21 protein-coding genes are annotated in these 23758 nt (G+C 51.2%); 5 read left to right on the top strand and 16 right to left on the bottom strand.

Annotation, left to right across the window (positions count from 1 at the left end; genetic code table 11):
* Positions 1-11: 11 nt before the first annotated feature.
* A complete protein-coding gene (locus tag ACZ500_RS23655; protein WP_464229887.1) occupies positions 12-1835 on the bottom strand; it encodes a GAF domain-containing sensor histidine kinase in 1824 nt (607 codons plus the stop codon).
* Between the two features lie 563 nt (positions 1836-2398).
* Here ACZ500_RS23655 and ACZ500_RS23650 point away from each other — a divergent pair.
* Positions 2399-3664, top strand: a complete 1266-nt coding sequence (locus ACZ500_RS23650) for a L,D-transpeptidase family protein (protein ID WP_464229886.1) — start codon at positions 2399-2401, stop codon at positions 3662-3664.
* A gap of 12 nt (positions 3665-3676) precedes the next feature.
* On the opposite strand, the gene ACZ500_RS23645 is transcribed toward ACZ500_RS23650, so the two are convergent.
* On the bottom strand, positions 3677-3910 hold the full coding sequence (locus tag ACZ500_RS23645) for an alanine-zipper protein (RefSeq protein WP_464229884.1): 234 nt from the start codon (positions 3908-3910) through the stop codon (positions 3677-3679).
* A gap of 197 nt (positions 3911-4107) precedes the next feature.
* On the opposite strand from ACZ500_RS23645, the gene ACZ500_RS23640 reads away from it, so the two are divergent.
* The 4 genes from ACZ500_RS23640 to ACZ500_RS23625 all read left to right on the top strand — a co-directional run bounded on the left by ACZ500_RS23640 (position 4108) and on the right by ACZ500_RS23625 (position 8239).
* Positions 4108-5070 (top strand): L,D-transpeptidase family protein, encoded by a 963-nt coding sequence (locus ACZ500_RS23640; RefSeq protein ID WP_464229883.1) that lies wholly within the window; start codon positions 4108-4110, stop codon positions 5068-5070.
* Between the two features lie 367 nt (positions 5071-5437).
* Positions 5438-6595, top strand: coding sequence for a DegT/DnrJ/EryC1/StrS family aminotransferase (locus tag ACZ500_RS23635; RefSeq protein WP_464229881.1), 1158 nt, complete (start codon positions 5438-5440; stop codon positions 6593-6595).
* A 15-nt stretch (positions 6596-6610) separates the two neighbouring features.
* A complete protein-coding gene (locus ACZ500_RS23630) occupies positions 6611-7561 on the top strand; it encodes a lysylphosphatidylglycerol synthase transmembrane domain-containing protein (RefSeq protein WP_464229880.1) in 951 nt (316 codons plus the stop codon).
* Positions 7562-7696: 135 nt separating this feature from the next.
* Positions 7697-8239 (top strand): acyltransferase, encoded by a 543-nt coding sequence (locus ACZ500_RS23625; RefSeq protein ID WP_464229879.1) that lies wholly within the window; start codon positions 7697-7699, stop codon positions 8237-8239.
* Positions 8240-8434: 195 nt separating this feature from the next.
* On the opposite strand, the gene ACZ500_RS23620 is transcribed toward ACZ500_RS23625, so the two are convergent.
* The 14 genes from ACZ500_RS23620 to rpsD all read right to left on the bottom strand — a co-directional run bounded on the left by ACZ500_RS23620 (position 8435) and on the right by rpsD (position 23743).
* Positions 8435-9589, bottom strand: a complete 1155-nt coding sequence (locus tag ACZ500_RS23620) for a glycosyltransferase (protein ID WP_464229878.1) — start codon at positions 9587-9589, stop codon at positions 8435-8437.
* 61 nt (positions 9590-9650) lie between these two features.
* A complete protein-coding gene (locus ACZ500_RS23615) occupies positions 9651-10544 on the bottom strand; it encodes a glycosyltransferase family 2 protein (RefSeq protein WP_464229876.1) in 894 nt (297 codons plus the stop codon).
* 42 nt (positions 10545-10586) lie between these two features.
* The gene (locus ACZ500_RS23610) at positions 10587-12230 is read right to left on the bottom strand and encodes an ArnT family glycosyltransferase (protein WP_464229873.1); all 1644 of its coding nucleotides are present in this window, start codon (positions 12228-12230) and stop codon (positions 10587-10589) included.
* A 3-nt stretch (positions 12231-12233) separates the two neighbouring features.
* Positions 12234-13016 carry an ABC transporter permease gene (locus tag ACZ500_RS23605; RefSeq protein ID WP_464229872.1) on the bottom strand — a complete coding sequence of 261 codons (783 nt, stop codon included), beginning with the start codon at positions 13014-13016 and terminating at the stop codon, positions 12234-12236.
* A complete protein-coding gene (locus tag ACZ500_RS23600) occupies positions 13013-13960 on the bottom strand; it encodes an ABC transporter ATP-binding protein (protein WP_464229871.1) in 948 nt (315 codons plus the stop codon). The genes ACZ500_RS23605 and ACZ500_RS23600 overlap by 4 nt, the downstream gene beginning before the upstream one ends.
* Positions 13941-14666 (bottom strand): hypothetical protein, encoded by a 726-nt coding sequence (locus tag ACZ500_RS23595; RefSeq protein WP_464229869.1) that lies wholly within the window; start codon positions 14664-14666, stop codon positions 13941-13943. Before ACZ500_RS23595 ends, ACZ500_RS23600 begins: the two co-directional genes overlap by 20 nt.
* Positions 14663-16558, bottom strand: a complete 1896-nt coding sequence (locus ACZ500_RS23590; RefSeq protein WP_464229868.1) for a hypothetical protein — start codon at positions 16556-16558, stop codon at positions 14663-14665. The genes ACZ500_RS23595 and ACZ500_RS23590 overlap by 4 nt, the downstream gene beginning before the upstream one ends.
* 192 nt (positions 16559-16750) lie before the next feature.
* Positions 16751-17155, bottom strand: coding sequence for a type IV pilin protein (locus ACZ500_RS23585; RefSeq protein WP_464229867.1), 405 nt, complete (start codon positions 17153-17155; stop codon positions 16751-16753).
* 709 nt (positions 17156-17864) lie between these two features.
* Positions 17865-19265: a sigma-54-dependent transcriptional regulator gene (locus ACZ500_RS23580; protein ID WP_464229866.1), complete on the bottom strand. Its 1401-nt coding sequence runs from the start codon at positions 19263-19265 to the stop codon at positions 17865-17867.
* Positions 19243-20529 carry a dihydroorotase gene (locus tag ACZ500_RS23575; protein WP_464229865.1) on the bottom strand — a complete coding sequence of 429 codons (1287 nt, stop codon included), beginning with the start codon at positions 20527-20529 and terminating at the stop codon, positions 19243-19245. The genes ACZ500_RS23580 and ACZ500_RS23575 overlap by 23 nt, the downstream gene beginning before the upstream one ends.
* On the bottom strand, positions 20498-21424 hold the full coding sequence (locus tag ACZ500_RS23570; protein ID WP_464229864.1) for an aspartate carbamoyltransferase catalytic subunit: 927 nt from the start codon (positions 21422-21424) through the stop codon (positions 20498-20500). Before ACZ500_RS23570 ends, ACZ500_RS23575 begins: the two co-directional genes overlap by 32 nt.
* A gap of 164 nt (positions 21425-21588) precedes the next feature.
* The gene (gene rplQ / locus ACZ500_RS23565; RefSeq protein ID WP_464229863.1) at positions 21589-21978 is read right to left on the bottom strand and encodes a 50S ribosomal protein L17; all 390 of its coding nucleotides are present in this window, start codon (positions 21976-21978) and stop codon (positions 21589-21591) included.
* Positions 21975-23018 (bottom strand): DNA-directed RNA polymerase subunit alpha, encoded by a 1044-nt coding sequence (locus ACZ500_RS23560; protein WP_464229862.1) that lies wholly within the window; start codon positions 23016-23018, stop codon positions 21975-21977. The genes rplQ and ACZ500_RS23560 overlap by 4 nt, the downstream gene beginning before the upstream one ends.
* A gap of 95 nt (positions 23019-23113) precedes the next feature.
* On the bottom strand, positions 23114-23743 hold the full coding sequence (gene rpsD / locus ACZ500_RS23555) for a 30S ribosomal protein S4 (protein ID WP_464229861.1): 630 nt from the start codon (positions 23741-23743) through the stop codon (positions 23114-23116).
* Positions 23744-23758: the final 15 nt, after the last annotated feature.

The raw sequence follows: 23758 nt of genomic DNA, 5'->3' as shown, positions 1-23758 counted from the left end.
CTCCTCCTTGTTCAATCTGTCCCAGAATATGCAGGCAGGTAGACGCTGAATGTCGTCGTGCCGTTGCCGCTGGTCACCTCCACCTTTCCTCGCAAGAGCTTGACGATCCTGTTGGTGATATATAGGCCGCGACCTTGGGCCCCGCCCTCAACCATCGAGGCACGATCTTCATTCGACATCTCGCCCGTGTTGCTGACCTCGGCACATGCCCAATCGCCTTGCGAGTAGGTGCTGATCGAGATCGTTCCGCCTCTCAAAGGGATGGCCTTGGTCGCATTATTGAGGATATTGTCGAACACCCTTTCGAGGTTGATCAGAAAACACTTCACCTTTAAGCTAGGATCGAAAGGGCCTTCTTTCAAGGTAATGTTCTGTCTCAGCTGCTCCCGGATCGCTTCGCGGTTGATCTCGAAGCGCCTTCTGAGGACGTCGGTGAGGTTGACCACCTGCTCCTGCCCGACGTGGTAGATACTGAGCGCCAGTTCCTGCAGCCGGCTGGTCTCTTCCAGAAGGATATCGGCATATTTGAGGATCTGATCGCGGCTTCCGACCGGATCCTCTTCGACCATCCGCTTCAGACGACGTGCGAAACCCGCCGTTGCAATAGCCGGATTCTTGAAGTCATGCAGGGCATCGTCCAAACGCTCCATTCTCTGGGCCTTCATCAACTCGCGCCCCATGAAAATGAGCAGATCGATCTCGTCCTCACGGTATCTCTGACGCTGTTCCAGTGCATCGAAGGTCATAAAATGGGTGACATTGCCATTCACCCTGAGCGGTATGTAGAGGATGGAATTGATGTTGTAAATCTGGGCAAACCGCTTCAGGCTGTCCGATATCAGCATGCTGCGCCGAGGATCCACCACCAGCAGGTAGGATGGATTCAGCGTCTCATAGATTGAATCCCCGTCGTACCCGCGCAGGTTCAGCAGAACCTCGAAGGCTGGCTCACTGCTTACCGCAAAGCTCTTCCCGATGGTGTGGTACCCGCCGCTTTCCGGAAAGCCCGCCTCGAGAACCACCCTGGTGAGGTCCTCCGTCACGGAAAAGAGGGCACAACTCTGGAGATTGACCATGTCTGCCAGCTCAGGAACCACCCGGTTGAAGATCTCCTTCAGCTTGATCCCCCCGCGCGTACCCAGCGCGCGGAAGATGTGCTCGGTCACAAATGCCTTTTTCTCGTTTGTCCTCTGGAGGAAAAGGATCTTCTTCTTCGCCATGACGAAACTCAGACGCCGTGCCATCAGCATCGCCATCTGAATCTCCAGGGGGTGAAATGTCCGGTTCCGCTCCACAAAATAGATCTGGATAACGCCGATCGTGTCGCGTTCATCAGGAAAAAACCGGGTGATTTCCAGCGGAATTCCCATCATGGAATGAACGTTTTTCCGGCCGATCGATTCCTTGTCGAGATATCGATCGTCGTTCAACAGATCGGGGACGAGGCATGGCTGCCTTGTGCGGACAACCTCGCCGGCGATGCTCCCTTCGAGCGGGATCAATTCCGAGCGATGATGCTCCTCCCCAAACGGATAGGATCCATAGGACAGCATCTGCTCCGTAAACGGATCGTAAACGCGGATAGAGGCTGAGTGGGCCCCGAGAAAATCCACCATGAACTGCGTGGCCTTCTCAAATATCTCTTTCTGGGATAGGTCCGGGTTGATCTCCACGAGTTCGTCGATCAGTCCCGTCACCCGCCTCAGAAATTCGGAAAGGACATGCTCCTCCACCCATTCTATCAACATCGGCCAAAACGACTCCTCGGCGGTGACCTCTACGGCCCAAGGCTCCTGCCGCAGTGCCTTGATCAAATCGTCCGAATTTGTCAGCATAAAGGATTTACCCCAAAACGTTATGGCAGAAATGACCTTCTCCTTTAGATACCAGCAAGCAGCCTTAAAGTCAAGCAACCAACAATCGCTCAATCAACCATAATTTTATTAAAAACAAAATCATCATCAAACATTCATTACTTTCAGCCGATTTTTAGAAGCAGCGGAAACCTGTTCCTTGCATTTTTTAAGCTATATGGGTATTATAATGAAGTAAATGTCCTGTTGGAATCCGTAGTCTACCTAAAAGGGCTTAGACAAAAGCGGTTCACGTTTGATAGGTGATGTTTTTGAATCACCCTGCTGAGCCGGTATAAATCCGGACAAGCTGATACGGAGTGCCGATCCGGCATTCAGTTTATCCTACACCAGGCACGCATAGGCACAAGAGGTCATGAACTGCATGGACAAAGGCAGCTTGACCCCTATCGCTGAGCAATTCTTACAAGTGCCGTTTCGCAGCACCACATATTGCCAACACAGAAAGGCGACTCTTCGCTGTCAGCCCCTTCAGGGCTGGAACCTATTGATACAAAACAAACAAGCCTAGTTTCCATCCGGAAATGGTCTTTTTGGCCAATCTCGGCGTCAATCTGCACGTTTGCTTGTGCGGGAACCACCAGGTCGCCTCCGCACAAACCCTTGATTTCCTTGGTATTGACCAAAACTCCTCATTTCCGGATTGGAAACTGGGTTCTACCGGGAAATCATTTCCGGATGGATACAAGCCTAGCGGGATCTTGCCGGGTTCCGGCGGGATAAAAAGGGGAAAGCACCTGTTTTTCATGGATCGAAGAGGATGTCTAGAATTGACGGAGCACTTTGGCCCGGCGGGAAGGTGCACCGCTTTTGCCGCAGCAGGGGCTTGGAAGAAGCAACTGGTGAGAAGGAGACCTTCGATGTTTGTCGGACGGCCGAGCCCCTTAGCATTGGGAATCGGAGCCTTTTTTTGCGTATTTTTCCTTATGCACTACTCCGCGTGGGCATTGAAAAGCTTCATCTTATCGCCCGACAGGACTTTATACGGCGCGACACGCTGGGTAAAGGTCAATGAGAAGGACACGCTGCTCGATATTGCGCGGGAATTCGACCTTGGATACAATCAGATTGCCGCCGCAAACCCGAAGGTCGATCCATGGGTCCCCCCCGAGGGATCTCTCGTAAGCGTTCCTTCGGCCCTTGTAATCCCCCAGGAGAAGATAAGCCCCGGCATCGTGGTAAACTTGGCGGAGATGCGCCTTTACTACTTTTTAACGAACGGCGAACACGAATATCTCATCACCGCACCCGTCGGCATCGGTCGCGAGGGATTTCTCACCAAACTGGACGATTATAGGATACAAAGTAAAACGGACAATCCGACTTGGGTTGTTCCCCAGTCAATCAGAGAAGCAGAACCCAACCTACCGCCCGAGGTACCGCCCGGACCGGACAACCCTCTCGGCGACTACATATTCCGCCTTTCTAAATTCCAGTATGGAATCCACGGGACGAACAAGCCATGGGGGATTGGAAGGAGAGTGAGCCACGGCTGCATCCGCATGTACCCGGAGGACATAGCCGCACTCTACCCCATTGTGCCGACAGGAACAATCGTCCGCATTGCCTACGAGCCGATCAAAATCGGATGGGGAAATGGAAAATGCTGGATCCAGGTGTTCGATGATTTCGAGAATCGAATCGCCGATCCATTTTCTACAGCGCTAAGCGGACTTACCCAATGTGAGGATGCCCTCGGCCCCCTCGATGTCGATTTCAGGGCCCTTCACAGGGCCCTGAAAGATAAGACGGGGGTACCTACTCCCGTTGCGGAACAGCGGAAACATTGAGCGCCGGATGCCCTACTTTCGAAGAGATCTTTCGAAGATGCGCTCCGTTTTATCGGCGACGGCCTCGGCGCGCTCCGCCGCATCCGTCGCTTTTCCCGCGGCCATATCGGCCCTGTTCGCGGCCTCCTCAGCGTTGGCTGCGGCTTTTTCGAGGCGTACGCCCATGCCTTCGAGCTCCTCTTCTATAGCCTCTGCCTTTGCCGCGGCGGCCTTGGCCTCAACGGCCGACTGCTTGGCACTCTCCAAGAGAGCTCTGTCCTCCTTATTGAGAGTGGCACAACCGGCAAAACCTGTCAGGGCTACAAAAGCGGAAAAAATAAACGTGATTAATAACGCTCGATTTATTTTTTGTAACAACATTGCAAAACCTCCCTTCTAATATGATCTCCAACTTAAATGAATTAAATTAAACAAAAACTATTATACGAATAACTTGTTTGAATATGGCATATACACTTATAAAAAGTCAATTAATAACGATTATTCTTCTGACTGTTTTTGCCTTCCCCACCGGATGGACCGAATCAGCACTCGCGGAATCGAATGTTTTAATCATAGACAAGCACAAAAAAAGCTTAGTCCTTTTGAAGGATGGCTCGCGGTTTTCGGAGTTCCCCGTTGCCCTCGGCATAGACCCTGATTCGGACAAATACAAAGCCGGCGATGGAGCAACCCCTGAAGGATTGTATTCCATCACCTCTAAAAGAGAAAAAAGCCGCTTCCACCGATTTTTGGGCATCTCTTACCCAAACTTGGAGAACGCGGCCAAAGCGCTAGCTCAAGGCGTCATATCCTCTAAAGAGTACAAGAAGATAGCTCACGCCGCTCAAAAATCGGCGCAGCCCCCCAGTGGCACCCGCCTCGGCGGCGCCATCGGGATCCATGGCGGAGGGGTCTTCAGATCTTTCGGCGGGGCTTTAGAGACAGACTGGACTGAAGGCTGCATCGCATTGGACAATAAGGATATCGAAAAGGTCTTCGCTTTTTGTCAGCCCGGAGACCCGGTCATCCTGTTCAACAGTCGCAGAAACCTTTACGGCCTTATCAGACCCTTTACCCACCCTGTAGATATCGGCAGCGACGGCATACCGACCTGCCCCGACGGGATTTGCACCTATCAGGCTGAGATACTTGCCCCTGTGGGCAGGTTCGTCATTACCGTCAAAGAGGGAAAAGCATACGGGAAATCCCTTCAGGTCACAGCCTATACCGGATGCAGAGCCCGCGAGAACCCCTTCCTTTCCCTCCTGGATCGCAATGCGGACGGCCACCTATGCCCCATGGACAGCGTAAACGGTACTATCGCAAATGAAAAGACACCTGATGGTACTTACCATCTGATTCAGGAAACGGTTATCAGGATTCTTTCCAGCGGGGGCATCCCCTCCAAAAACTACAAACGATAGCGATCCGGCGCTTCTTCCGTTTCATTTCTTTCTTGCGTGCTTTCTATCCGTACCTGTAGCCAATAGCACTTTCAGATTTTATTAATTTCAGGTTAAAAAACCCAGAATATAGCACAGCAAAAACCATTCATTACTGATTTACGTTCATTCCAAATTTTTCCGCTATCATCAGCGATGGGTTACAAACGCTCTTTACCTATCAATTCCATATATAAAACATTGCCCTGATGCACATAATGATATATACAAGGGATTCATTTTTCATCATCTTTATTTTACACGCATTATGAATGAATTCGCGAATTTCATTCGATTATAAAGTTGTTCCTGTGCGATCTAGAATACTTATTTGCAGGAGATCATTTGTATGAACCCTTCCAAACGAGACGAATTTCTGGTGTTCGGATCACCCGATATCAGGGAACCTGAGATAGAAGAGGTTGTAAAATGTCTGCGATCCGGGTGGCTTGGCACCGGACCGAGAGTGGCCCGCTTCGAGCGCGATTTCGCAGCCTATAAAGATGTTCCAGAATCGCAGGTTGCCGCCGTCAACTCCTGCACGGCCGCTTTGCACGTAAGCATGATTGCCGCCGGCATCGGCCCCGGTGACGAAGTCATCACCTCACCTTTAACCTTCTGTGCTACCATCAATGCCATTATCCATAGCGGAGCGACCCCCGTCCTTGCCGACATCGATCCGATAACCATGAATATTGACCCGATTGAGATTGAAAAAAAATGCACCTCGCGAACCCGGTGTATTCTCCCTGTCCACATGGCAGGGCGCCCTTGTGAAATGGATTCAATCCTCTCCATCGCCAAAAACAGAAACCTGCTAGTCATCGAGGACTGCGCCCACGCTATCGAAACCGAATATCACGGTAAAAAGGCTGGTACGATCGGCGATTTCGGCTGTTTCAGCTTCTATGTGACCAAAAATGCCACCACCGGCGAAGGCGGCATGATTGTAGCGAAAAACGAGGAACATATCGCGCGAGCCAAGATCCTAGCATTGCACGGGATGAGCAAAGACGCCTGGAGACGATTCAGCGACACCGGCTATAAACACTATTTTGTCGTTGATTCAGGCTTCAAATATAATATGATGGACATCCAGGCAGCCTTGGGCATCCATCAACTTGCCCGGATCGAGGAGAACTGGAATCGCAGGAAGGAACTGTGGGAGATTTATCAGGCAGAGCTAAAAACCCTCCCGCTCACATGCCCGGCAGCACCAGCACCCGCTACCCGACATGCTTTTCATCTTTACACAATACTCATCAACAAGCAACGATGCGGTCTCTCAAGGGACGAGTTTCTCGACCAGATGACAAGTCACGGCATTGGCCTGGGGGTGCACTATATGAGTATTCCTGAACACCCCTTCTACCAAGCCCGTTTTGGCTGGAAGCCTGAAGATTACCCCATCGCAATGCGAATTGGCAGACAAACAGTTAGTCTACCCTTATCTCCTAAAGTAACCAGCAACGATATATGCCATATCGCATCCCTGTGTCGGTTTTGATAATAAGGATAAGCAATGACTCTGGCATTGCACCGTTCGATAAGAACGATTATTTCATTTTGTATCATTATTCTCTTTATTGTTTGGATATCATGGTATATAAGCAAAAATTGGAGCGAATTTCAAACAATATATATTGTGTCAATTTTCAATTTGATTGCACTATATTGCATTTTTATAACGGGTCTTTTTTTATCAGCTATCTATACAAAACATTTACTATCTTCATTTAGCCTTAACTTAAGCCTCGCTGAATGCTTTTTATTGACTGTTGCAACTACAACAGCTAATTATTTTACTTTTTTCCGAGGTGGCGCGGGAGTTCGTGCTTTTTATTTAAAAAAGAAACATAACTTTCAATACGCAGATTTCTTAAGTTCAATTTTAGTTTATTATTTAGTACAATTTTTCGTGAATGGTATTTTAGGTATATTTGGTTTCATTTTACTGATTTGTGACGGATTACCATTTGATTTCCCACTATCTATTTTTTTCTTAATGGCATTAATCTCTAGTGCTTTTCTGCTTTTTTCCAATATTCATTTTACAAGATTTGAATCTTCTCCACTCAATAAAATAATTAAAATTATAAGTAGAGGCTCAATCATAAGCAGAAACAAACGAATATCTTGTTTTATTTTAATTAACAGTTTTTTTTATGGACTACTTGTATCTCTTCAAACTAAAATCGCCTTTTCTACCTATGGTGTTCACTTAACGTGGGGAGCGTCAATTTTTTACTCAGCTGGCCAAATACCCATATCCCTTCTGACATTAACCCCTGCAGCCTTAGGTATACAGGAAGCATTTACCGTCTACTTAGGAAATTCACTAATGTATTCTACAAGCGAAGCGATTCAGGTACAGATAATTATCAGATTTGTTTCCATCACTACCTTAGCTGTATTTGGCCCTTGGGCCATTTCCAAAATTACTTCTCAGAATCAGTTTAAAATAAGCATATAAATTACTTCAAAATCATTTTTTACAAATTACATATAAATAGTTAACATGCAAATAAAAAATTTATACTTTAGTGTATTTGGACAGATTATCACAAAATTTTTAGTCCCTATCATAAGAAAATTGAGAGCTCCCCATATGCTTTGGGGCTACTATGATCCCTCCGGCGCTTGGCGACCAAGAACCAGGATAAGCGATAGTGTATTTTTTTATCACCCCGAAAAAATCTTTATTGAAGACAATGTGTTCGTATGGCATTACTCGATTCTTGATGGAACTGGAGGTCTCCGCATTGACAAAGGAACTCAAATAGGTGCATGGGTCGGAATTTTTACTCATAGTTCACATATTGCCATTAGAGTCTATGGTGAACATTATACGGAAGTAGCTGAATATGAAAAAGCCGCTTTTTTAGTTGCGCCGGTTAATATTGGCCGTTATGTCTTCATTGGTGCAGGCGCAAAAATTCTACCAGGTGTAACAATAGGCGATGGTGCTTTAATATCAGCAGGAACAATTGTTAACAAAGATATAGCGCCCTTTGACATTGTTGCCGGAAACCCCTTTTTGGTCATTGGTGACACGCGCAGCATTGACAGAGAATTTATTCGTTCAGACAATAATTTATTAAAATGGTATAATGAATGGGCAGAAAATGTTATTACGGGCAGAGAAAAATAAGGTTAATCGTTTTCTTTATCTTATTAAATATTAAGCACGAAGAAATCATCATCAAAATCTAATCTGGATACTAACATTTACTGATATAAACTACATTAGACTTTTCAACGAATTATATGATTTTGGTATTTTAATATGTCAATGCTGATAAACATAGAATTATTAAATTGATATAATTTTAATATTCTAATAAAATCAAAGTGTTTTTGTGCTTTTAGCTAAACAAGTTAGCGCCTGGCTTGCAATCATATTTATGTTAAATTCTTTCCTCGTTAACTCGAGAGCATTCGCGTATTTACCTATACTTTTGCTAAGCCCTGATATAATTGCCTTCGAAAAGGCATCTGCGCAAACGGAAGAGGCTGTAATTCCCACTTTATATTGTCCTATAAGGCGGTGTAAATCTCCCACCGGCGTTGTAATAACTGGACATAAACACTGCATCGCATCGGAAAAAATAACGGGGATGCTTTCAATCCGTGAAGGAATGAGCACGTAATCGGTCCAAGCTAGAAGTTTGACTGCCTCCTTTCGATCCAGGTAACCTCGCTGAACAACTGGACGACCCGCACGCCTGAGCCGAGCGCACTGTGCCGTAACTACTTTTTCCAATGGGCCGCCGCCACAGATCCGGATTTCCTTGATCCCGTTCCATGCCAGTTCGGGAAGGCTGCTGACACTCTCCAGCAGCAGATCCACACCTTTGTTGGGGTGCCATCTCCCCAAAAAGGCAAGATTGTAGGGCGGGGCTTCAGTAAGACGTTTTGGTTCAGGAAGGACGCAGTTACGCGAACTGGGCAGGAAATCGCATCGCAGACCGCCGCTGATAGCCTCCACATCCTTCGCCAGAGCCATCCCGTCGGCAAACCTTAGGCAACTCGCTCTCAGAACCCGCCTGAGAAGCCACCTTCCCACCGGATTAGCCCCAAAGCTCCAGATGTCGCTGCCAAGCGCCCAAGTGGTAAATGGCACTCCTCGCTTTTGACAAGACATTTCCGCCCAGTAACCCGATGGCAACACCCACAACGCAAAAACATGATCGACCCTGTCTTCGTTCAGTACAGACTCGAGGGTCTTTTGTCCGCTTCTCAATGTCTTGAGGATTGCATACCAATGTTTCGGCTGTCCAAACTTCAGCAGAGATAGCGGAAGGAAAGGAACCTTGAAACGACGAACCTGAAGGGCCCCCTCTTCGTTTGAGCAAGCCCGCATCCCTGGAGCCACAACGGTTGTCTTGACGTAGCGCGAGAGAGCATCGGCAAAATCGGCCACAAATGCGCCTGCGGCCTCTTGTCCTGGAAGAAAGCCTTCGTCGGGATAAGAACTGGTGACCAGAACGATATGCTTCATCCTATCCATAAGGCAGCATAGTTATCGGTGGAGCCAAAAAAAGAATGCCGCTCCATTGTGACTACCCACCCCTTTCAAAACGCATCTGGCAGATCTGTTCGGAAATCAGGCCCAGCATAAAAATGAGAACCGATGTCGTCAAGAGCAGTGCGCTCATATTGGTGAATCGGCCTGCAGTAAAGAATGTATACAGATAATAGCCGAGGCCTGTCAGAAACATCAAGATGGAAGCCGGCAGGAAGACGCGGAAGGGGGCGTACAAGGTGCAGATCTTGGCCAAAATCAATAGGAACTTAGCACCATCCGCCAGATAGCTGATGTTGCTCTTCCCGGTCTTCCTGCTTTGCAGGTCGATGGGCACATATTTGAGGGATCTACCGCTGCGCAACACCGCCAGGGTGATGGTCGTAGGATAGGAGTAGGTATTCGGCAAGAGAGCGAGAAAATCTTTAGCTATATCCGCCTTGATCGCCCGGAAACCGGACGTGAGATCCTGGACTTCGAACTGGGTGACATAGGAGGCTAACCAGTTGTAAATGCGATTCCCTGCCGCCCTGCGCCAATTCGCCTGCTGCCCTTTTCTCCTTGCCCCCACAACCATGTCGAAGTCTGGAAAAAATTCGAGGAGGCGGTCGATATCCTCTGGTCTGTGCTGTCCATCTCCATCCATGAGCACGAGGATATCGCCCGACGCGATCCGGATGCCACTCTTCACTGCCGCCCCATTGCCGATGTTATAGGGATGGCTGTAGACAACAGCGCCCGCTTTCTGCGCAGCCTGAGCCGTGTCATCTGTAGAGCCGTCATTGGCCACAATGATCTCGAAATCCGGGTGAAGCTCCCTGATGCGCCCCACAACGGCCCCAATCGCCTCTGATTCATTGAAGGCAGGAATAATGACCGATACATCCCCTCTTGACATCGCTCCATCCAATCCGGCAGTCTTATCTTCCATTTTTCAGCACGCAGTCGCTCGCCTTATCGTCTGCACCATCTCTCAATCCGGGGCCAGTTCGAGCACAGCATACCCGTTTTCGGCAAAAAGGGCTCGAGTTTCCTGTTCGAGAAACATCCTGAGTCGCTGTTTTTCACCCGCTTCCAAGGTTTCGTCGGTCCACTTCCTAATAAGCTGTTCATAGACAAGCAAATGGGTGATTCCTTCCTGCTTCAGCCGGGCCCGGATGTCTGACGGCCCCAGCGACCGCTGAACCACCCCGCTGAACCGATCGATGCCTTCCCTGTCATCGATCACATAATCACGACCACAATAATAGCCGCGTTTTCCAAGGAACAGAAATAAAATGCGTGCATCCGCAGGGAGATGACTGTTGATATAGGACATGGCCGGATATTCGGGGCGATAATGTGTGATGTAAGCCTCGCGCGAAACCGCACCGCTCAGATAATCGAAGGGATTTACCCATCTGAACTGCTCACGTATATAAAGGGCATTCGGCAAAAACATGCCAGCCAGCAGGACTGAATAAAGGGCTAAGGAAAGCATTTTTCGATGTCTTTGTGCTTGCATATAAGACATGACTGTTAAATTCCTCACGCCAAATATTCCAAGTATCACAACGGATGGGATCAAAGGTACAAGATAGCGGACCCGCATAACAATGCTGAAGAGTGTAAAGGTAAAATACGTGATCGAGAAAAACAGCAATGCGTTCTTTTCCCGTACAACAGCGGCTGTCTCTTTTTGCTTGGCGAAGAAGGCACAAATGGGGAGCACAAGCAAAAACGGATTCAGCCGCCCGTCGAAAAACCGTCCATTGCCGTCCTCCCCCTGAAAGAAGACCCTCACCGGAAGCATAACGATCTCCCACCACGATTCCCCGTACACGATGCGCCGGTACGTCAGCAGAGAAACCGCTGGTTCGCCGCCATCGGCCCCGCCCCCGAAAACACCCTGCAGGAGAGGGAAGATTGGATTGCCTGTCCAGATGGCATTTCTCAGCATCCACGGCGAGAAACACAATAGGGCTATGAGAATGAAAAAGGCCCCATAAGCGGGGCCATAGCGGCGTGCGGCCGCGTCCAGATTCGAGCGAACAAACAGCAATACAACGATAAGGCTATGCAGAAAACACACCAATAGACCGTTATACTTGGTCCCCATGCCAAGTCCACAGGCAATGGCCGCCCCCGAAAGATAGCGCAGTTTGAATCCGCTCTCCGCCCACTTCAGGATCATCAGGATGGAGGCAGTGGAAAAGAACGCAAGCCCGAGGTCGACATAAGCGGTGATCGAAAGCTTCACGACAATCGGGGTCGACAGGAAAAAAAGCGCTCCGAGCAACCCGTGGGCAAGGTCGATCCGGCGCCTCAGATAGCCGAAAATCATTCCTGCCGTCATCAGGGCGAACGAAAAATGGATGAACTTCGGCAGGATGTCGTTCTTGAAATAGAGGGGGATGATGTAGAGAAAATCGAGATTCATTGGGTAATAGGAAAAAGGGAGGCTGGGGATCTCGTAGATTCCCCCATGCTGAAGATACAGCTTAGGGATGGCCAGATGGTGCACCAGGGCATCCCTGCTGACTGGGGGTACTGAGGAAAGAATGCTGACGGCGGCGATGAGCGAGATCAGCCCAATGATGCAGGCAACCGTCAGGGGGCTGCAATGGCGCCGGTCCATCGCTCAGAAGATCTTTCTGCCCGAAAAGATCGTCGCAGCCGCAAAAAGCAGCGTCCCCGTCCAAGCGGCGGCGAATAAGACGCCGCTGAACAGCAGGGCATTCGGAACGGGATCCCCATACAGCGCCGCCTCCCTGAAATTGATACTTTCCAGATTGGGCAGGACGAAATACAGCGCGTTCAGGATACCCTTGACCACCTGCGACTCGGTGTTTTTGGCGAACAAACGCAGATCGTTGCACCAATGGCCCAAAAAGGCCACTCCGGTAAGGAAAAAGTTGTGCAGAAGAGGGCTCGTAAAGCCCGCGAAGAAAATACTGAATGCCGCCAGAAGAACCCACTCGACAAAGATGAAAAACATCGCGAGGATGTGTTGTGCGCTCACCTCGATGCCTGAAAGCAGCATCACACCGATAAAGCTAAGGCTCAGAATGAAAAAGTTCGTGCCGAGAACCAGGATCATGCCGCAAAATTTTCCCAGCAAAAAAGAGCTGCGGGTGACAGGCCGCGATAATATCAGGTAAACAGTCCTGTTCTGTATCTCCATTCGGACGAGATTCGATCCCAGATACAAAACACCCAGAAGCCCAGAGATCCAGAGGACCCAGAATCCCATATCCTGTATCACCCTGGCATGGCTCCCGATCGCCATGCGGCTCAGGACAATCGAGAATGCCTGAAGGGTCAGGCCGATCACGCACAGGACCTGAATGACCCTGTCACGGAGCGCCTCGATCCAGACATGTCTAGCCAGAGCCCAAATCTGAAAACCCCAAGTATAGGTCACAGCCGGTCCCCAAAATTTACAGGGTTTCTGTCAAACCGGAAGAGCACTTCCTCCAGGTCCGCCTGGACCGGATTCAAGGATTCCAACCCGATTTTCCTGGCAACAGCCAACGCAAGGACCTCCTCCAACACCCACCCTTCGATGCGCAGGCGCCATCTATTACGCCGGTCATCCGCTACGAGAGCCCCTTTCCCCGACAATTCGGACAAGATTTCCTGATCCTCCGATTCAAATCGGATATCAAACGTTTGACCGCTCCTTTCGAAGACCGACAAATCGTCCATCCAGCGCACTACCCCCTGATCGATCAAGACCGCTTCGTCGCATATCTTTTCCACATCGGACAAGATATGCGAACTGAAGACTATCGTACGACCGTCCCGCTTCAACTCTTTTAAAATTTCCAGAAAGCGGTGGCGCCAATAGGGATCCAGCCCACTCATCGGCTCGTCGAGAAGGAGGATTGCAGGGTCATGCAGCAGGGCCTGCGCCAGGCCGGCCCGCTGCAGTTGCCCCTTGGAAAGCGTTTTCATCTGCCTCGGGCCCTGTTCCTGGAGATCCAGAAGATCGAGGCATCTGTCCACAGCACGGCGCCGCTCGACGAGGCTGATCCTGCTGAGCCCGCCAAGCATGTGAAGCCATTCGAAAAGAGTCAGGCGAGGATAAAAATAGGGCCTCTCCGTCAGATATCCGATCCCCCTCTTGGAAGCAGCATCGCCAGCTTCTTTTCCTGCCACTTTGACGCTTCCAGCATGGGGCTTCAGAAGCCCGGCCCCAAGCATGATGGTGGTCGTCTTTCCTGCGCCGTTAGGGCCCACCAGCCCCAAGGCCATACCCTGCATTACACACAGGCTCAGATCATCGATAATCACCTTTCTCCGGAGCCAAAAGCCCTGGCGGACGCCGAAGCTCACATGCTGCCACTCAACGGCCGGTAGCTTCATCGGAACGGATCTCCTCCAGTTTTTGCATCAGCACCTCCTGCTGGATAGGGTCGCTCGTTCTGCGCAGGGCATCCTCGAGAAATCGGACGGCCAACTCGTGCTGCCCTGCCCTGGTCGCCAGGGTGGCGGACAGCGCCTTCAGAAACGGGGGCGCTCCCGGCAAAAGAGCAGCCTCGTTCAGGGCATCCGCCGCACCCAGGACATCGTCGGCAAACTTCCAGAGATAATACCCTTTGTAGAACCAGAGCTGCCAATCGCTCCGGTGCTTCTGCAACCCTTTCTCAATCAGGTAGATGCCTTCGTCACGGGCCTGGACCTCCGTCGCAAATATGGCGGCCCCGAAGAAAAAGGGCCATTCCCACGCAGGTGAAAGATCCGTGATCAGATCCAGCATGTGCAAAAGATAGGGGTACTCCCTGTCTGTCAAGGCATGCTTTCCAAAATAGTAGGCGGTCCGGAGCCACAAGAGATCGGCGATGAAATTGGGGTCGGCCGGGGCCAAGAGGCGGAGCATCGAGGCTTTGACAGGCAGAAAGACGACGTCCTCGGCATGCCTTTCATCCTCACACCAAGGGCACTCAGGCACCGAGTTTTTGACCTCGCCAAACCTCAGCAGGACATAATGGCGCTGAATCCCCCAAGCGAGGAATAGAACGAGCATCAGGAGGATGGGTTGAACAACGGTCCGTTTGCTTGTCAGTTTCATTCCGCCTGGCAATATTCTCTGCGCAGTTCGTGAATGTGCACCCTGGTCTCCTGCGTAAGGTCCGCAGCGCCAATCCCGCCCAAGAGCCTGCAGCCTTCCGCCGTCTTCCCCGAGGTCATTATGGCTTCAGCATATCGAACGGCTGCCCCGGCATCGTCAGGACCTTTCCCTGCAGCGCGCCCAAGATCCGTCGCCGCCTCGTCCCACCGGCCTTCAGCCGCCAGGCATCGCCCCCGCAGCATCCACACCTTACCATAATCGAAATCCGGGAGCATCCGGTCAATTAGAAAAAGAGTTCTTGTATAATGACCGCCTTCATAATAATACGTGGCGAGATTCCACAGAGCCATCCCATCTTTTCTCAAGCCGAAACGCCCGGCCAGCAGAAGACCCTCAATCTGCTGATAAACCTCCTCCGCTAAAGCTTCATCCTTTAATTCGTACACCACATAGTTATGCCAGTTCTGCAGGACCTGGACGTCCTCGGGGTGCTCCTTCACCAACTCGGACAACAGTGCACCACCATCCTCCCGCGCACCGCTCTTTATCAAGGTGATCGCCAGATTCAGCTTGATGCGCTTCGACCCGGGTGCCTTGGCCAATTCAGAGGTGTAAAAGGTGATGGCATTCCTATAATCCATATTCCGCACAAAAGTAGAAGTCCCCAGCATAATAACGACGGCTGAGCACGCCGTCCAGAAAAGCCCCTTTCTAATCTGTAACCGCTCAAAAACATCGTATCCGACGATAACAGCGGCGAATGCGATGCCGACGCTTGGCAGGTACATGCGGTGTTCATAGATGATCTCTAGAGGGATAATCGACGACTCGATCGAATGCGACACGAAGTACCATGCAACAGCCCAGAGAAAGATAGGATATCTCTTTCGGTAGACAAAGGCAGCGCCCAAGCATCCAGTCCAACCCACGATGCTCACAAAGGTCGTGACAGGTCTGAAAAGCCCGCGCGAGATCTCATAATCGTAGAGCAGCCTGAAGCGCGACGCCTCGGGCCAAAAATAGAGGGACAAGTAGTGCCACAAAACGCGGGATTCGGTCAGCAGCCGCTCATACAAGGTAAAATCACGCTGCGCGTAGGTCGCTTGGAGACAAGCAATGGGCTCGATCCCTAAATAGAGAAAACCCAGCAAACCAAACAATAAAAAGCCCAGTAAGATCCACCGCCATTGGAATGTTGCCGTGGAACGCTGCAGCAATAGATATTCGTGGACTAAAATGAGGAACGGTAATACCGCGATATGCTCCTTGCAGAGAAGCCCGAGCCCCCAACTGAGTGTCGCGAGCACCCAGCCCGCCCAGGCCCGCCGGTGGTGTCCGGCAATCCACAAGGATCGTCCCTTCATCCACAGCACGAGGCTTAGAAGCGCGAACAGGACCGCCAAGCTCGTCATTCGCTGCACGATATAGGTTACCGCATTGGTCTGGATCGGATGAAGGGCCCAAACCATCGCTGCAAACCAGGCGAGCCAACGAGCATGTTCCTTAAATCTGTCTGCCAACCAATTTGATTGGAGAGTCTTTAGCAGAAAGGCGTAAAGTAAGATCGTATTGATGATATGTATTGAAATATTGACAACGTGATACCATAGTGAATCTTGACGATCAATATAATAATTAACTGCAAAGCTCAAGTATGATAATTTTCTATTGGTACAGCTAAAAGACGCACAAAATACCTCGAAAATTTCATTCCAACTGAGGCTATCTATTTTTACGAATTGATTATTTATTATATTAGGATAATCATCAAAAATAAATGCGCTCTTCCATGTATTCGAATAACAACAACAAGTTACTATTGCAATACCAGCAATCATACAGAATAATACTAATATTTCTTTTTTCTTTTTAACTCTCAATATTTTATACATTATGCATTTTAGGTTATTTTAATATATTGAGGCTAATCAGCCTCCCAAGGGTATAATTTGGAAGGCTGATTAGCCTCAAAAATGTTATATATGCAAATCAAATCATTGTTATTAGCAGCACTGACAACGCTATCCTCTTTAAACCTGGGATTTGGCAAGATGGATTTGAAATGCAGCTAGGAAATCGTTTTCTTACTGACATGCATTTTGGGTATTTGTCAATATGCGATCTTCAGTAATAGTCCATGTATCCAGGTTACCAGCAGAATCTTCCGGACCCTTGTTATCTATAGCTGTGGCTGTAGCTGTGAATGCAGTTGCACTTGCTGACACAGAATAATTATACCGCTCATCACCCTTACTGGCAAACCCTATAGCTCCTAAAACACCTTTATAGGTATCGTATTCAGTAAAGTAAGCCTCTTCTGCGGTCGCAATATTTCCGAGCAGGGTTTTCGCCTCGGACTGCTTCGCCTTGCACTGGTAGTTCAGGAAGTTGGGGATAGCGATTGCGGCGAGGATTCCGATGATGGCGACGACGATCATCAGTTCGATCAGGGTAAAACCTTCCATTCTCTTTCTCATTTTCTGCAGCATGGTCCGTCTCCTTTTTTAACGATAAGATGGTGTGCTCAAAGCAGCCTGGTGCCAAACAATGTGATCGGCGGTCGACCATCACCTCCTTTCGCCTGTCTGTTCACATCTATCAAACCGTCTTGACGGTTTTTAGGCATTTCCTTGAACAAATGACGTTGGCTTTCTTACCCTGGATGGTCATGATTGCGCTGCTCTATGAGATAGCAAGGAATATGCCTGCTTTGGCATCACTTCGATGCTGCTGTGGCTTTAGCTTCGTCTTACCTTATAGTTAGCCATTTGGGAACGTTCCCCTAGCGGATAAAGACTGCCGTACCACGCACAAAATTTTGTGATTCCTGCCAATTTTTGTCACAGTGGTACCAAAAATTGGCAGGAATCCTTTTTTCGGGCTCGATGCTTAAGATAGAATGATCTGTCGAATATGAAGGCAGCATGTCATCGGGTGTTTGATTCGATTTGCCAGGTAAATGCATCTACCACCCGGAAATCGTCGCCTTTGGGGATTGCCGCGTGAATTTGCACCTTTGTCTGTGGGGACCCTGCCTATCGCTTCCGCGCAGGGGCCTGATCTACGGGACATCGCGAAAATGCTCCTTTCCGGATCGGAAACTTCATTGTGCTGGATAATCAGTTCAGGAAGGAGGCAACCACGATGCGGTAGACCGGCCTGCAGCATCCAGGGACAGCACTCGAAGGCTTCGAGCCGTCAAAACCCCAGCTTTTCCATGCGGTAACGGAGAGAGCGCATGTTGACGCCGAGAAGTTCTGCAGCGCGCTGTTTGGAGCCTTGGGCAAGATTGAGGGCCTTCAGGATATAATCCCGTTCAATCTCGGCCATGGCTTTGTCCAGGTCGATGCCTTCGGACCCGAGGTCCAGGCGGCGGCGGTTTTCGCGGGGGGTCCCGCTGGAGGCCAGGTGGGAAAGGCTCAGGCTTTCCGGAAGCACGATATTGGAGGTCTCGAGGGCTGCGCTGCGCTCGATGATATTCTCCAACTCCCGGACATTACCAGGAAAGGGGTACTCTGCCAGGATGTCCATGGCGTAGGCCGAGATCTTCCTGATCTCCTTCCCGAATTCACGGGAAAACCGCTCGAGGAAAAACTGAGCGAGGAGAGGAAGATCCCCTTCACGCTTCCTGAGTGGGGGCATCGGGATCCGGATCACATTCAGGCGGAAGTAGAGATCTTCACGGAAATGCTTTTCAATGACGGCGTTTTCGAGATCTTTGTTGGTGGCGGAAACAAAACGGACGTCAACGGTCCTTTCCTCCGTTCCGCCTACAGCCGTGAAGGTCCTTTCCTGTATGACCCGCAGGAGCTTGACCTGGATCGCGGGGCTCAACTCTCCAACCTCGTCCAGAAAGACCGTGCCGCCGTGGGCCACATCGAACAAGCCCTGCTTGTCGGCCATGGCGCCCGTAAAGGCCCCTTTTCTGTAACCGAACAACTCGCTCTCGATCAGATTCTCGGGAAGCCCCGCACAGTTGATGACCACAAAGGCCTTTTCACGGCGCTCACTCATGCGGTGTATAGCGCGGGCGACCAACTCCTTGCCTGTGCCGCTTTCTCCGGATATGAAAATATTGCTCTTGGTCCTGGCGACGCGTTCGATCAGGCCGTATACCTTCCGCATCTCGGGGCTTTCGCCGATCAGACAGCCGAAATGGAGGCCCTCTGTGGACGATCCTGACTCGAAGACTGGTGAGGCGGAGCCCGATGCGGCAGCAGTTTTGCGGGATTCGAGGCCCTCTCGGATGATCCGCTGAAAATCGCGGATTTTGAAAGGCTTGGGGACAAAGTCATAGGCACCCTCGCGCATCGCTTCGACAGCCGTCTCGGCGGTCGCAAAGGCGGAGATGAGGACCACCACTGCACCGGACTGAACAGCCTTGGCCTTTTTCAGCACACCGATCCCGTCGATGTTCTTCATACGGATGTCCGTAATGACAAGGTCGAAGCCCTCCTCTTCCAGGATCCGGCAGGCATGCTCACCACTTTCAGCGAGCTGGACCAGATAGCCCTCCTGAATCAGCATGATCTCCAGGAACTCCCGCATGCTCCTGTCATCATCCACAACCAGGATTCTATGGGATCCGCCGCCAGACAACCTTGCCTCCCATCAGGGTCAAGTCGCTCCGGCCTTTGAGAACCCTGCCTATAAACGGCGAATTTTTGCTCTTGGACAGGACATCCGAAGCCTTGAATTCGTACTCGACATCCGGATCGATCACGGCCAGATCAGCGATTGAACCCGCCTCGAGATGCCCGCTTCCGAGTCCGAGGATCCTCGATGGGCGCAGCGACAGCTTGGCGATCGCCTCCGGCAGACCGAGCACACCCTCCCGCACCAACTCAAGGGTAAGAGACAGCGTGGTCTGGAGGCCGATCAACCCGAAAGCCGCCTTGTCGAATTCAACCTCCTTCTCGAGAACACTGTGCGGTGCGTGGTCGGACGCAATCACGTCGATGACCCCCTCGGCCAACCCGCGCTTGATAGCTTCCACATCCTTGAGCGCCCGCAAGGGCGGATTCACCTTGGCATTGGTGTCGTAGCCCCGCAATGCGTTGTGATCCAGGCTGAAATAATGCGGGGCGGTCTCCGCGGTGACGGGAAGGTTCTCTTCTTTAGCCCTTCGGATCAATTCGACGGAGGTCGCCGTGCTCACATGCGCGATGTGAACCGGACACCCTGTCAACCGAGCCAGTGAGATCTCCCGGTAGACCATGATGTCTTCAGCCGCATCCGGTATACCCGCGAGGCCGATCCGCGTGGAAACGAACCCTTCATGCATCACCCCGTCGCCGCTCAGAGTGCGATCCTCCGAATGCGATATGACCATGAGCCCGTGATACCGGCCATATTCCAATGCACGCCGCATCAGCTCACTACTGACGACCGGAAACCCGTCATCCGAAACCGCTAAAGCTCCACCTTCTTTCAAATCGCCGAAATCCGTCAGCATCTCACCTTTCTGACCGACGCTGATAGCGGCAATCGGATAGACCCTGGCAAAACCCGCCAGGGCCGCCTTTTTGAGAATAAACTCGGTCACCGCACGGCAGTCGTTCGGCGGAGATGTATTCGGCATGCAGGCAACTCCGGTGAAGCCCCCCGCCAGGGCCGCCAGCGTCCCGCTCGCAATCGTCTCCTTGTATTCAAATCCGGGCTCGCGCAGGTGCACATGCATGTCCAGAAGTCCCGGTACAACCACTTTGCCGGCCGCATCGATGACCTCGATCTGCTCCCCCTCGGGCTTGAAAACACCGCGCGGCGGCTGCTGGGCAATCCGCCCGTCCTCGATGACGAGGTCAAGCTGCTCCATTACCCCTTTGATGGGATCAACCAGCTGTCCGTTCTTTATCCACAGCATCCGCCTTCGATCCTCCGATTAAAAGATAAAGGATGGCCATACGAACCGCAACGCCGTTGGCAACCTGATCCAGTATCAGCGATGCAGGCCCGTCAGCAAGCTCCGAGGAGATTTCAACGCCGCGGTTGATCGGACCGGGGTGCATGATTACACAGTCAGGCTTCGCGGATTTGAGGGCCTCGGTGTCAAGCCCGAAGGCCGCGGAATACTCGCGCAGGCTGGGGAAAAGGGTCTTTCGCTGGCGCTCCAGCTGAATCCTCAGCATCATCACGACATCCTTCTCCCGGATCGCCTTTCGGGGGTCAGGGACCACCTCCACCCCAAAGGCCTCCATTCCGACGGGAATCATCGTCGGGGGACCGCCAATCGTCACATTTGCCCCCATCTTCGTCAACCCGATCATATTGGACCGGGCGACACGACTGTGCGCAATATCCCCGATAATGGCCACGTTCAACCCCCTGATACGCCCCTTTCGTTCGCGGATCGTATACAAATCCAAAAGGGCCTGAGTGGGATGTTCGTTGATGCCGTCCCCAGCATTGACGACACACGCCTTTACACCCTTTGCAAGCAAATGCGGTGCTCCGCTCGACGAATGGCGGATCACGATTACATCGGGGCTCATCGCCTGCAGATTGCGACCGGTGTCGAGCAGTGTCTCTCCTTTGACCATGCTGCTGGCCGACGCGGTGAGGCTGAACGTGTCAGCGCTGAGGCGCTTGGCGGCGACCTCGAAGGAAGTTCGCGTCCGGGTGCTGGCCTCATAGAAAAAATTCACGACGCTTTTGCCTCTGAGCGTCGGAACCTTTTTGATCTCACGCAGAGAGATGTCTTTAAATGAATCGGCCGTATCCAGAATAAGCTGGATATCGTCGACAGACAGCTGACCCATGCCGAGAAGATCCTTATGATTGAATTTCCTCACTGGAACCTCTCAAAAAAAACCCCCTTACCGTCGTGCGGCAAGGAGGTTTCTGTTGTAAACCCATCAGCAATCATGCGAGTGGATCTCCCCTTCTGCCCTCCAAATCAACAGGGCGTCGGACAGGGCTGCAATCAGTCCTGTTTCGCCTGACCCTTGACCTTCTCCTTCATATTCACAAGCTGAACGATGGACAACGGTGCGCCATCCCCTTTACGGGTGCCAACCTTGATGATCCGCAAATAGCCTCCCTGCCGGTCCGTGAATCGCCCCTTGAGCTCTTCGAAAAGCCGGTGCGCCACACGCGCCTCCTGAAGATAGGCGATCGCCTGCTTGCGCGCATGCAAATCACCGCGCTTGGCAAGCGTGATCATCTTCTCGGCGATCGGCCGGATCTGCTTCGCTTTTACGTCCGTCGTCTGAATCTGCTCATGTGCAAACAGGGAAGTCACCATATTCCGCAGCATCGCGCGCCGGTGGCTGGAGTTTCGACTCAATTGTTTCCCTGAATTCTTGTGCCTCATTCGTCCTCACCCTCTTCCTTTCCATCTTCCTCATCCGGCAACTCAAGCTCCGAAACATCTGGGAAACTCGACAGCTTCATCCCCAACGAAAGGCCCATCTCTTCCAAAATCGCCTTGATCTCGTTCAAAGATTTGCGCCCGAAATTCTTCGTCTTGAGCATCTCGCCTTCGCTCTTCTGAACCAGTTCCCCGATAAGCCGGATATTCGCATTCTTCAGGCAATTCGCAGACCGAACGGACAACTCGAGCTCGGAGACGGGCCTGAAAAGATTCTCATTGAGCTTCTCTTCCCGCTCCTCAATCTCTTCCTCGACCGGCTCGGGCTCCTCCTCGAAGTTGATAAACGGATTCATTTGTTCTTTCAGAATCTTCGCCGCATATGCAACCGCGTCTTCAGGTAAAATACTACCGTCCGTCCAAACCTCGAGCGTCAGCTTGTCGTAATCGGTAATCTGCCCGACCCGTGCATTGCTGACCACATAATTCACCTTTTCGATAGGCGAAAAAATCGCGTCGATCGGAATGGCTCCAATCTCGTCATCACGCCCCTTGTTCCGCTCAGCGGGCACATATCCCTTCCCGGTCCGAACAACCATGGTCATATCCAGCCGCGCTTCACTATTGAGGCTGGCAATATGCTGCTCGGGATTCATGATCTCGACAAGCCCATCGGTTTCGATATCACCGGCCGTTACCTTCCCATCCCCCTCCCGGAAAAGCCGGACAACAGCCTCCTCACCTTCCAGAAGCTTCAGATTGACCTCCTTCAGATTCAGGATAATATCGGCTACGTCCTCATACACACCAGGAATAGTGGAAAACTCGTGCAGCACCCCCTCGAACTTGACCGTTACGATACTGGCTCCCTGCAGCGAAGACAACAGAATTCGCCTTAAGGAATTTCCAATGGTAATGCCAAAACCTCTCTCCAGCGGTTCACATGTGAACTTCCCGTACGAGGTCCCATATGTCTCAGGATCGATCTCAATCCGCCGGGGCTTGATCAGTTCCCGCCAGTTCTTGCTTTTTAGAGCCACCAAGAGGTCTCCCCCATTTTATCTTATGCAAAGGTTCCGAAGCTTTTTCTCGAGCACGGAACATCCTATCCAGCTTCCGACCGGACCTTGCCGTGCCCTTACTTCGAGTACAGCTCCACAATCAGCTGCTCCTGGATCGGCATGGTCAAATCCTCACGGTTGGGCAGAGACTTCAACGTCCCGCTGAAATCGCTCTTATTTACATCAACCCAGTTCGGGATGCCACGCCTCAGTACAGTCTCCATCGCATCGACAATCTGATGAACCTTCTGGCTCTCAGCATGCACCTTGACTACATCCCCCGCCTTCACCTGATAGGAAGGAATGTTAACCTTTCGATCGTTCACGAGAAAATGGCCGTGTCTCACGAGCTGCCGCGCCTGCGTGCGCGAACTGGCGAATCCCATCCTGTATACGATATTGTCGAGCCGCGACTCAAGGCTCATGAGGAGGTTCACGCCTGTAATTCCCTTCTGGCGATCAGCCCGGTAATAATATCCTCGAAACTGCTTCTCGAGCACGCCATAGATACGCTTCACCTTCTGCTTCTCACGCAGCTGCGTACGATAGTCGGAATATTTCCCGGCACGCCGCTGTCCATGCTGCCCAGGCGCATAAGGCCTTCTCTCGAAGGCGCACTTATCGCTGTAACATCGATCACCCTTCAGGAATAACTTCAGATTCTCCCGCCGACATAATCTGCACGACGAGCCACAATATCTGGCCAAGACAGCCCCTCCTCA

This window comes from Desulfatiglans parachlorophenolica (assembly GCF_055394735.1).
This window is presented reverse-complemented; position numbering and strand designations above follow the sequence as displayed.

Excerpts from the sequence above, each read along its gene's own strand:
- ACZ500_RS23655 (WP_464229887.1), bottom strand. The coding sequence starts at position 1,835 with ATGCTGACAAATTCGGACGATTTGATCAAGGCACTGCGGCAGGAGCCT.
- ACZ500_RS23650 (WP_464229886.1), top strand. The coding sequence starts at position 2,399 with ATGGTCTTTTTGGCCAATCTCGGCGTCAATCTGCACGTTTGCTTGTGC.
- ACZ500_RS23640 (WP_464229883.1), top strand. The coding sequence starts at position 4,108 with ATGGCATATACACTTATAAAAAGTCAATTAATAACGATTATTCTTCTG.
- ACZ500_RS23635 (WP_464229881.1), top strand. The coding sequence starts at position 5,438 with ATGAACCCTTCCAAACGAGACGAATTTCTGGTGTTCGGATCACCCGAT.
- ACZ500_RS23630 (WP_464229880.1), top strand. The coding sequence starts at position 6,611 with ATGACTCTGGCATTGCACCGTTCGATAAGAACGATTATTTCATTTTGT.
- ACZ500_RS23625 (WP_464229879.1), top strand. The coding sequence starts at position 7,697 with ATGCTTTGGGGCTACTATGATCCCTCCGGCGCTTGGCGACCAAGAACC.
- ACZ500_RS23620 (WP_464229878.1), bottom strand. The coding sequence starts at position 9,589 with ATGAAGCATATCGTTCTGGTCACCAGTTCTTATCCCGACGAAGGCTTT.
- ACZ500_RS23615 (WP_464229876.1), bottom strand. The coding sequence starts at position 10,544 with ATGGAAGATAAGACTGCCGGATTGGATGGAGCGATGTCAAGAGGGGAT.
- ACZ500_RS23610 (WP_464229873.1), bottom strand. The coding sequence starts at position 12,230 with ATGGACCGGCGCCATTGCAGCCCCCTGACGGTTGCCTGCATCATTGGG.
- ACZ500_RS23600 (WP_464229871.1), bottom strand. The coding sequence starts at position 13,960 with ATGAAGCTACCGGCCGTTGAGTGGCAGCATGTGAGCTTCGGCGTCCGC.
- ACZ500_RS23595 (WP_464229869.1), bottom strand. The coding sequence starts at position 14,666 with ATGAAACTGACAAGCAAACGGACCGTTGTTCAACCCATCCTCCTGATG.
- ACZ500_RS23590 (WP_464229868.1), bottom strand. The coding sequence starts at position 16,558 with ATGTATAAAATATTGAGAGTTAAAAAGAAAAAAGAAATATTAGTATTA.
- ACZ500_RS23585 (WP_464229867.1), bottom strand. The coding sequence starts at position 17,155 with ATGCTGCAGAAAATGAGAAAGAGAATGGAAGGTTTTACCCTGATCGAA.
- ACZ500_RS23575 (WP_464229865.1), bottom strand. The coding sequence starts at position 20,529 with ATGCTGTGGATAAAGAACGGACAGCTGGTTGATCCCATCAAAGGGGTA.
- ACZ500_RS23570 (WP_464229864.1), bottom strand. The coding sequence starts at position 21,424 with ATGGGTCAGCTGTCTGTCGACGATATCCAGCTTATTCTGGATACGGCC.
- rplQ (WP_464229863.1), bottom strand. The coding sequence starts at position 21,978 with ATGAGGCACAAGAATTCAGGGAAACAATTGAGTCGAAACTCCAGCCAC.